Source organism: Paenibacillus sp. yr247, assembly GCF_900103825.1.
In the GTDB taxonomy this organism is placed as follows: Bacteria; Bacillota; Bacilli; order Paenibacillales; family NBRC-103111; genus Paenibacillus_E.
The window spans coordinates 809,728-818,693 of sequence record NZ_FNIF01000002.1 but is presented as its reverse complement, the minus strand read 5'-3'; the positions used below and the strand labels follow the sequence as shown (position 1 = coordinate 818,693).

The following is an 8,966-nucleotide window of genomic DNA, read 5'->3' as shown; positions in this document are numbered from 1 at the left end:
CCCCGTCACCCGAGGCCAGATGTAAATAACCTGCTACTACAAGTATCTAAATCTCTATAATTGACCTCGACTTGGGGATATGGCAGCCAAATATTACGTCTGCAACAAACTACATGTAAAAAGTACATCAAATAACAGTTTATTTAGCATTTTGAGTAGTAATCATGTATTTTGTACATCAAATATCTGCATTTTAAACCAAAAATGGCAATATGCGTCGAAATTAATGTACTTTTTGCATGATCTCTCCTGAAAATACCGATATTTGTGGAATTAACTGCACTTTTTACATCATGTCTGATTTTAATAGCCTATCGCCAAACTTCCGAGACCAGTTAAATAGCCAGCTACTCCAAGTAATCTAAAACACCTCACGCACAATTTGGACGATATTCCTTACTCAGCTTCGGAGCTAGCATTTGATCATAACGCCTTCCACTGTACAGATCAGCTAGTCCAAATACTCCATGACCCCACGCGCAAGCTCGTATTGGACGATTTTGCCTCCTACTGTGCGGCTGATTGGATGCAGCCATCCTTTTGCGCATAGGGACTGAAGAAGTCGCACGGCTGTCCGATGGTTGATCGCAAAATGTGCTTCAACATCTTTAGGGCGCAGCGGTCTAGCTAGCTGGTGGAGCAGTCGGATGACTTCTTTTTCAGCTAGTATAGCTCGGCTCACAGGAGAGGGAACAGACTGGTAGCGGCTCAGCAGCATTCGGAGTAGAGTAATACATAACTCGGGACGATGAGCAACGTCATCGTAAGCAAAAGACACAACTCGAAAACCAAGAGCTTGGAGAAAAATTTCTCGGTTTAACTCCTCGCAGTATCGCTTGCGATCCATGTCCTGCACATGGGGACCGAAGCCTTTGATTTCCCAAATAAACTTCACATCACCGGGTAAATAGGCGAAATCCCCAAAATACGAGCGTCCTCTCCAGTCGATAACTTCATATTCAGGATGCAGATGCTCAAAATGTCCTTGCAGCGGAAACCAAACTTGTTCCAAAAACAGCGCCTCTGCATGCTGATGCCCCCGTTCAAGTTTTCCCTTGCGTTCTCCAGATCTACGAAAGATATGGGACTCGATAAAGGCTTGGTGCTTCTCGCGAAAATGTAAACTCATACTTACAGCTCCTCCTCGGTATAAATAAAAAACGCCCCTAATTCATCGAAAGGATGAATAGGGACGTTCTTCGTCGCGTTAGCACTCATTATAGCGGAAAGGTGAAAAGTTGGCTATGTCGGTTTTCGCAGGCCAGTTGACTATATCGGCTCTTCGCAGACTTGATGAATATCCCCACTTTGTAAAAGCGAACGACTAGACAAAACCAAATCTCAATGTTAGCTTAAATAAACTACTAATGAAAGTTTGTGATATGCGATGTCAAATCAAATTGCTACTCAAGCGAGCCTTTCATCAAGCCGTGTCAGCCGATTATGGATCATACTCGTGCTTGGTTCACTGGCGTCATTCGGTCCACTTTCGCTAGATATGTACTTACCGGCCCTGCCTAATCTGGCGAATGATCTCCATACCAATACCTCGCTGGCACAAATGAGTTTAACAGCCTGCATGCTCGGCATGTCGATCGGTCAGCTCATTGCAGGGTCGGTGAGCGATGTGCGAGGAAGGCGAATACCACTGCTGATCGGACTCGTCATTTATGCAATTTCCTCGCTTCTTTGCATGTTCTCACCATCCATCTGGATATTCCTCGGCCTGCGATTCGTTCAAGGTTTGGCTGGTGCGGCGGGTATCGTCATTTCCCGTGCGATTGTTCGCGATATGTATGAAGGTGTGGAGCTAACGAAGTTTTTTGCGCTCTTAATGCTGGTCAATGGAGTTGCTCCCATTCTCGCTCCCATTATTGGCGGACAAATTTTGCAGTTCACCTCATGGCGCGGAGTATTCCTTATGCTAAGCTTGATCGGTGTGCTGATGCTGATTGCTGCCACGCTGGGTCTGAAAGAAACGCACCCGCCCGAGCGTCGTTCCAAAGGCGGTCTAACCAATACGCTGCGAACATTTCGCGGCCTACTCACAGACCGCATGTTTATGGGCTATGCGTTAACGCAAGGACTCGTCTTTGCCGGCATGTTCGCCTATATTTCGGGTTCGCCGTTCGTACTGCAGGACATTTTTGGTGTTTCTCCGCAAATGTTTAGTGTTTGCTTCGCGATTAACGGTCTTGGTATCATCATTGCCGGGCAAGTGACGGGGAGGCTCGCAGGCAAAGTGAGCGGTCATCGATTGCTAGCCGGGGGGCTTGCTTTAGCCGCTTTTGGCGGCATGTTGCTGTTCATTGCTACACTTACCGGGGCAGGACTTTATGCGATCTTAGCAGCTTTTTTCTTCATCGTTTCCAGTGTGGGACCGGTCTCCGTGACCACCTCCTCCTTGGCTTTACAAAATCAAGGGAAATCAGCAGGCAGCGCGGCAGCGTTATTGGGGCTGCTTTCTTTTATCATAGGAGGCGCAATTGCTCCGCTAGTCGGTATTGGCGGCAGTCAAACCGCCGTTCCGTTAGGCATCATCATAGCTCTGATGGAAATTGGAGCTATCCTTTGCTTTGTTTTACTCACCCGCAAAAAGGCGTCGGCCCTTTAATATTTACGAACATGAAGCTGGTATTCAAATTTTCTTCACAATTATCCTTTATACTGAAGCAAAATAGACCAGGTGGAGTTACAGGATGAAGCTCATTCACAAAAAATTGCTTGTAGGCACAATGGCAGCAGGTTTGCTAATTGGAGGCGGCCTCGTGCTTCAGCATAACCAAGTATTCGCTGATGAAACCGGTACAGCAACGCCTGCACCTAAGAAGGACACACTAAAGGATCGAAATCATAAAAGCTCCGAGGGTCGCGTGTCTGCAAAGGGCAGCTTCGAGATCGGTAAAGGAGGTGCGCTAGATTTCGCATCCATCCTTGGGATTGAGCAATCCGTGCTGAAAGAGGAGATCAAGCAAGGTAAAACCTTGGTGCAAATTGCTCAGGACAAAGCTAATCTCAGTGAAGAAGCTCTCCTCAATAAACTAACGGAAGCCGAGACGAAGAAAATAGATGAGGCACTTACTGCAGGGAAAATAAAGCAACAACAGGCCGACAAACTCAAGTCTTCCCTAGCGGAACGTCTGAAAAAAATCGTCGAGGCAAAACCCAAAGCAATTGAATTCAAGGGTGCTCCAGGACCTCGCGGAGGCAGTAAGCCAGGCGGCATATGGGGTGATCCGCATAAAATCGCTGTAGTGCTGGGCATTACTGATGAAGAGTTGAGTACACAGCGCAAAACTGGGAAATCACTTGCTGAAATCGCGCAAGATAAAGGCATCACAGAAGATCAGCTGATCGCCAAACTGAAAGACAGTTTAACCGACGAGCTGAAAAGTTTTGTTGAGCGAAAAGGTGGCGTGCATCCGACTAAACCGCAACATGACGGGCCTAAGTTCAAAGGGAAGCCTAGCACTACTGCGACACCAACACCAACCCCGCAGCAATAAAATAAAGGTTACCTCTTTCGATCTGAAAAGACCGAAGGGGCAACCTTTTTAGTTGGTTCAGGCGATTTCTTTATTCATAAATGGCTCCGGCAGTAGAACCATCCGGAAGTACATAATGCGTGACTATTTTTCCTGACGCCGTATGTTTGTACCAGAGTTCGATTTTATTTACTTTGCCTTCCTTCCAAAACACAATAAGTTGGGCACCGATTTTCCCTTGTTCCAAGCCATGGATATCAATCGTTAGCCCTTCATACTGATAGCCGGCTGCAGGAGCAATATCATATCGCCAAGCCGCTTCTTGATGATCGTCATTTGTTCTTTCCACGGCAGGCTGACCAAGAAGGTCTTTCACATATTTTTCATCATGTCCTAAGTTTAGGCGATATTGGATGCTCCAAACTTTTTTCGTAGTTTCATCTGCGTCCGTGGGTTCGGCCATAATTGAAATGACTTTGCCAGATTCTAAACTATTTATATACCTGACACCCATCCCAAGACTTTCAGCAACAAATCGAACAGGCACATAAGCATGACCGTTGAAATTCAATGCTGTATATTCACTGTCTAATTTCTTTTCATGCCCATTAATTTCAAAGGCAACGGGAAACAAGTAAGCTTGGATTGTACCAGAAGCATAAACAGCGGTCGAGGCGGTCAATAGGACACCACATGCTAAACCAAGAATGAATTTTTTCAAATCGGTATACCTCCCAAAGGTTTAGTACAAAACACGCCATAAGTAAAAAGTGGCGTAAGCTTCCCAACCTTTCCAGCCTTCAGCAAGTTGGCGAATATGGGGAAGAGTCGGCTTCTGCTCTAAGCTAAGCACGTGCTTGAGCGCGTTGTGTAAGCCAACGTCTGCCAGTGGGAAAGCGGCTGCGTTCCGCAAGCAGCGCATCAACACATAATTGGCCGTCCACGGGCCGATACCGCGAATACGTAAGAGCTCTTTCTCCATTTCTGCGAAATCGTTCCTCCTCAGCAGCTCCTCTTTGGCCAACTGCCCCTCCGCCATCAACTTGGCAACGCCGATCAAATACTCAGCTTTTTTACCCGTGAATTGTAAGGCAGTCAAGGCTTCAGGATTCAGCTCGGCAATACGCTCTGCTGTAGGAAAAGCCCAAAACGTCTGCCCTTTCCATTCTAGCTGTGTACCGAAGGTTTCAACAAGACGTCTTTTGAGCGTATAGGCAAAAGTCAGGTTGATCTGCTGTCCGATAATGCCCCAGCTCATCGCTTCGAATAGATCAGGAATCCCCATCAAGCGAAGCCCATAAAAGTCCTGTGTGACTTGATTCAACAGGAGATCGCCCTTAGCCAACTCGTAAAACGGAGTAAGATCCGTTCCGAGATCAAACCATTCCCACACATAACGCGCCACGTCTTCACGAACGGAAATGGGAAGGGCAGCGTTCATACTATGGACTATTTGAATGCGCAGCTCTGTATTATACTCACTGTTAACAGCGATTAGCACGTGGTTATCCCCAACCTGAATCAGCTTGTAAATATCAAAGTTATCCACATGGAATAGGCATTCATTGGTTGATCGAGTTAGGTAACCGAGATTTTGCTCATATCGAAAAGGTTGAGGGAGCGGCAGGGTAAGGGAACTCGTTTGTTCGCACCATTTTAAAATGGAAGGGTCAAAGGATTGATACTGCTTCATGTTAGGTACTCCTCTTATTGGATATCGTTTCTTCCTCTATTATCGCTGAAGTTGGCTTTCGTAATCTTGCTTTCTCATCTTCTTTCTCTTACAAGAGCATTCGGGTTTGGGTATACTGAGCTTGTAGGGAGATGTGAGCTGAGAGGAGTAGGGGTTCATGCAAGAACGGTTTTGGCAAGCAATTGTTGCGAATGATGCGGCTTATGATGGCACGTTTTATTATGCGGTGACGACAACAGGGATCTTCTGCAGACCATCCTGCAAATCGAGGCTGCCTAAGAAGGAGAATGTCCGAATCTTTGGGGATCGCCAAGCGGCAATTTCGGAAAATTACCGTCCCTGCAAAAGGTGCAGGCCAGACGGGATGAGGCTGCCGGATGAAGAGTGGGTGGCGCTAATGACAGCTCACATCGAGGAGAGATATGCCGAACCGCTGACGCTCTCAATCCTGGCGGAGCAATTTTATGCTAGCAGTTATCATCTGCAAAGGACCTTCAAACGTGTAAAAGGCGTTACGCCTTTAACCTATCTACAACAAGTGCGCATCGAAGCGGCCAAATGGCTACTTCTAGAGACGGATGCCCCTGTGAATGCGATTGGTGTTCAAGTGGGGATACCGAATGCGGCACATTTTGCTACGTTGTTTCAGAAAAAGACCGGTTTGTCGCCAACGGAATTCCGTCAAAACAAATCAACTTAAACATAACCGAGGAGGGTTCCAAGATGCAAACCAAATCGACGAAGTCGCTGTATTGGGGAGTCATTCGTTTGCTGGAAAACAACTTTTTAATTGCTTCAACGGATAAGGGACTCTGCTATTTGCAATTTCATGAGGGGAATCCTGCCTGTGGTGTGGACGAGGGAGCGTGGTCTGAACTAACGAAATGGGCACGCACCCAATTCCCTGGACATAACTGGGTGGAGGATGCGGAAACGCTGCAGCCCTATATTCTTCAAATAGAGGAATACTTGAAAGGACTACGTACGACATTTACCTTACCGCTGGATCTTCGTGGTACTGCGTTTCAACAGGCAGTATGGCGTGTACTGAATGAAATTCCACATGGAGAAACATTTAGTTATTCACAGGTAGCCCAAGAGCTGGATAAACTTAGCGCAGTTAGAGCTGTAGGCACTGCCATTGGCGCTAATCCCGTGCTCATCGTGGTGCCGTGTCATCGGGTTGTGGGGAAGGATGGCTCGTTAACCGGCTATCGTGGCGGAATCCGGAATAAAGAGAGGCTGCTGGTGTTGGAACGAGTAGGTTTATAATCTCATGGATTGAAGCTTCTAGTATTTGTGCTCTCGGGATAATTATCATTGGATTTTTATGGAAAAACAAGTTACAATAATGTTATATTATGAAACTTGATTTCATACAATGAAACTTATCCGAGGTGATCATATGCCAATCGATTTTCAAGATGAGAAAAATCGTTCCACGTATTCAAAGAGAGAAGCAGATTCATCATGATGCCTTGGAAACACCGCTAGCGAGCTGGAAATATGATCTTATTTTTGAAAAAGCACTCATTCATCATATCGATGATTTATACGCATGTTTTAAGGAAGCATACCGTTTGCTGCAGGAGGGAGGTTCCCTGATTGTTCAAGACAGGACACCTGAAGATTGCCTGTTAGAAGGGAATTCTAAGCATATCAGAGGATACTTTTTCTCAAAGTTTCCAACGCTAATCCAAACGGAAGTATCTCGTAGACATTCGAGTCACAAAGTCATACAGGCTATAGAAGCTATTGGGTTTAGACATATTGAAGAGCATTCATTTTGGGAAACAAGAAGAGTCTATCCAAAATTTGAGGGGTTAGCGAATGATTTATTGAATCGAACTGGCCGCTCCATTCTGCATGAGTTAAATGACTTACAGCTAAGTGAGCTTATTGCTTATATTCAAGAGCAGGTGGGGAATGACCGCCAACCTATCCTTGAACAGGACAGATGGACGATATGGAAAGCTATGAAGTAAATGAGGGAAGAGGAGGCAGGCCTGTGCAGGTTAACGTGAATCGAAAATCGGCTAAGCAGCTTCTCACGAAAGCAAGCGGCTTTCTAAAAGGATATTCACATACGTTAAATCCTTACACCGGTTGTGCCTTCGCCTGTTCCTACTGCTATGTGAGGCAGATGCCGGTCGCCTTGTTCCGAGATGAAGAATGGGGCGGTTGGGTCGATGTAAAAGAAAATGCGGCAGCCCTTCTGGAGAAGGAACTGGCCAAAGCGAAGAACAAAGGGCCTGTAACGATCTTCATGTCATCGGCTACAGACCCGTATCAGCCGATCGAGCATAAGGAGCGAATCACCCGTTCGCTCCTAGAGGTCATGTCCGCGAATCCGCCGGACTTTTTGTTCGTTCAGACCCGCAGTCCGCTAGTGACGCGGGATGCGGATTTGCTAGAGCTGCTCGGCGAACGCGTAAGAGTCAGCATCACGGTCGAGACCGACCGCGAGGATATACGCCGAGCGTTCACCCCGTCCGCGCCGCCGATTCCGGCGCGGCTGGGTGCGCTCCGCGAGCTGGCAGCTCGCGGCATTCCGGTGCAGGCCACGATAGCGCCAGCGCTGCCGAGCTCGGAGCATTTCGCCGAGCTGCTGGCAGGCATCGTGGATCGGGTGTGCATCGACGATTACTTCATGGGCGATGGCAGTGGGGGCAAGCGCACGGAACGCATCGGCGTGCGCTCCATCTATGACGCGCTGAAGCTGCCAGACTGGTACAGTCGGGATGCGTATGAGCGCGTGCGCGAACAGCTCCGGCGGCATTTTCCGCAGGAGCGTGTATTTGTTAGCCAGCAAGGCTTCCTGCCTTGAGACAGTTAATCCGCTTGCGTAAGCAGGGGGGTTAACCCTGATTGACTGCGCATGCGCTGTTTAAACTCTTTGGGCGAACATTGATTATGACGCTTAAACAGCTTGTAGAACTGGGCCATATTTAGTATGCCAACTTCATAGCTAACTTCCATTATGCTGAGGTCGCCAGTCAAAAGGAGGCGTTCAGCTTGTTTAATCCGCTTGTAATTAACGTAATCGACGAAGGATATCCCCATGACCTTTTTGAAATACTTAATAAAGTAATGATAGCTCAAGTTGAGCACACTGCACATGTCTTCAACCGAAATCCGTTCACCCAGATGCTCGTCGATAAAGTCTAGTGCCGGACGCACACGAGAAATGCCGGAGTCCTCAGCAAAACTTGTGAAATCACGTTTGTCATTACGCAGCAGCAACAGTAAGAGATTTTTGATCGCTGCACTGATGGCCAGCTCGTATCCAATTTTCCTGGATTGCGACTCCTCGTAAATCTGCATGATGAGGTCGTAAGCAGCTTTCTTGACGGCTTCATTCCCGCGAAATAGCTCATTGAATTGCTCAAGTGGATGAGTTATCTCCGAGAAGCAGTGCAGGTAGGGCATGGTGCTAATGTCAAAGTGCTGTTTTAGATCAATTTGAAAAACGATCTGTCGCAAGGCATCTGCTGAATACTTATACGTACGATGCGGCTGGGACGAACCCAAGACCATGACATCCCCCGACGTCATCACCTTATAATCGTGCTTCGTTTGGATGCCGAGTTGACCTTCTAAGACCACAAGAAATTCAACTTGCATATGCGAATGCCAACACCAAGGAGTAGGAGGCCCAAACTGCGGGGAGTCAGAGTTCAGTTCCCATATTTTCAAGAAGAGCAGTGGGTTCTGATAAATGACTTCTTCATTGACAATCTCGGTACTGGTGTTAGAGCTATGTATAGGTTCCATGGATGCGTATACCT

At 47.2% G+C, this 8,966-nt stretch carries 10 protein-coding genes; 6 read left to right on the top strand and 4 right to left on the bottom strand.

The features are described from left to right. Positions 1-451: 451 nt before the first annotated feature. Entirely contained in the window at positions 452-1,129 is a 678-nt protein-coding gene (locus tag BLT91_RS08590; RefSeq protein WP_090819460.1) for a hypothetical protein, read from the bottom strand. A 258-nt stretch (positions 1,130-1,387) separates the two neighbouring features. Here BLT91_RS08590 and BLT91_RS08585 point away from each other — a divergent pair, with 258 nt between their 5' ends. Both BLT91_RS08585 and BLT91_RS08580 read left to right on the top strand, forming a co-directional pair. Further along, positions 1,388-2,614 (top strand): multidrug effflux MFS transporter, encoded by a 1,227-nt coding sequence (locus BLT91_RS08585; RefSeq protein ID WP_090819458.1) that lies wholly within the window; start codon positions 1,388-1,390, stop codon positions 2,612-2,614. An 85-nt stretch (positions 2,615-2,699) separates the two neighbouring features. Then, complete coding sequence (locus BLT91_RS08580; protein WP_090819456.1) at positions 2,700-3,506, top strand: hypothetical protein; 807 nt, start codon at positions 2,700-2,702, stop codon at positions 3,504-3,506. Positions 3,507-3,576: 70 nt separating this feature from the next. Here the strand turns inward: BLT91_RS08580 and BLT91_RS08575 are convergent, their stop codons facing one another. Together BLT91_RS08575 and BLT91_RS08570 are read right to left on the bottom strand one after the other, a co-directional pair. Next, the gene (locus BLT91_RS08575; RefSeq protein WP_090819454.1) at positions 3,577-4,206 is read right to left on the bottom strand and encodes a stalk domain-containing protein; all 630 of its coding nucleotides are present in this window, start codon (positions 4,204-4,206) and stop codon (positions 3,577-3,579) included. 21 nt (positions 4,207-4,227) lie between these two features. Then, on the bottom strand, positions 4,228-5,178 hold the full coding sequence (locus BLT91_RS08570; RefSeq protein ID WP_090819452.1) for a DNA-3-methyladenine glycosylase family protein: 951 nt from the start codon (positions 5,176-5,178) through the stop codon (positions 4,228-4,230). A 157-nt stretch (positions 5,179-5,335) separates the two neighbouring features. Here BLT91_RS08570 and BLT91_RS08565 point away from each other — a divergent pair, with 157 nt between their 5' ends. The 4 genes from BLT91_RS08565 (at position 5,336) to BLT91_RS08550 (ending at position 8,005) form a co-directional block, all read left to right on the top strand. Next, positions 5,336-5,878: a bifunctional transcriptional activator/DNA repair enzyme AdaA gene (locus tag BLT91_RS08565; RefSeq protein WP_090819450.1), complete on the top strand. Its 543-nt coding sequence runs from the start codon at positions 5,336-5,338 to the stop codon at positions 5,876-5,878. A 23-nt stretch (positions 5,879-5,901) separates the two neighbouring features. After that, positions 5,902-6,450, top strand: a complete 549-nt coding sequence (locus tag BLT91_RS08560) for a methylated-DNA--[protein]-cysteine S-methyltransferase (RefSeq protein ID WP_090819448.1) — start codon at positions 5,902-5,904, stop codon at positions 6,448-6,450. 152 nt (positions 6,451-6,602) lie between these two features. Continuing rightward, positions 6,603-7,163: a methyltransferase domain-containing protein gene (locus tag BLT91_RS08555; RefSeq protein WP_090819447.1), complete on the top strand. Its 561-nt coding sequence runs from the start codon at positions 6,603-6,605 to the stop codon at positions 7,161-7,163. A 23-nt stretch (positions 7,164-7,186) separates the two neighbouring features. After that, positions 7,187-8,005: an SPL family radical SAM protein gene (locus BLT91_RS08550; protein ID WP_254776834.1), complete on the top strand. Its 819-nt coding sequence runs from the start codon at positions 7,187-7,189 to the stop codon at positions 8,003-8,005. 5 nt (positions 8,006-8,010) lie between these two features. On the opposite strand, the gene BLT91_RS08545 is transcribed toward BLT91_RS08550, so the two are convergent. Then, complete coding sequence (locus tag BLT91_RS08545) at positions 8,011-8,952, bottom strand: helix-turn-helix domain-containing protein (RefSeq protein WP_090819445.1); 942 nt, start codon at positions 8,950-8,952, stop codon at positions 8,011-8,013. Positions 8,953-8,966 lie beyond the last annotated feature (14 nt).

Coding starts and splice junctions, on each gene's coding strand:
- BLT91_RS08590 (WP_090819460.1), bottom strand. CDS start 1,129: ATGAGTTTACATTTTCGCGAGAAGCACCAAGCCTTTATCGAGTCCCAT.
- BLT91_RS08585 (WP_090819458.1), top strand. CDS start 1,388: ATGTCAAATCAAATTGCTACTCAAGCGAGCCTTTCATCAAGCCGTGTC.
- BLT91_RS08580 (WP_090819456.1), top strand. CDS start 2,700: ATGAAGCTCATTCACAAAAAATTGCTTGTAGGCACAATGGCAGCAGGT.
- BLT91_RS08570 (WP_090819452.1), bottom strand. CDS start 5,178: ATGAAGCAGTATCAATCCTTTGACCCTTCCATTTTAAAATGGTGCGAA.
- BLT91_RS08565 (WP_090819450.1), top strand. CDS start 5,336: ATGCAAGAACGGTTTTGGCAAGCAATTGTTGCGAATGATGCGGCTTAT.
- BLT91_RS08560 (WP_090819448.1), top strand. CDS start 5,902: ATGCAAACCAAATCGACGAAGTCGCTGTATTGGGGAGTCATTCGTTTG.
- BLT91_RS08555 (WP_090819447.1), top strand. CDS start 6,603: ATGAGAAAAATCGTTCCACGTATTCAAAGAGAGAAGCAGATTCATCAT.
- BLT91_RS08545 (WP_090819445.1), bottom strand. CDS start 8,952: ATGGAACCTATACATAGCTCTAACACCAGTACCGAGATTGTCAATGAA.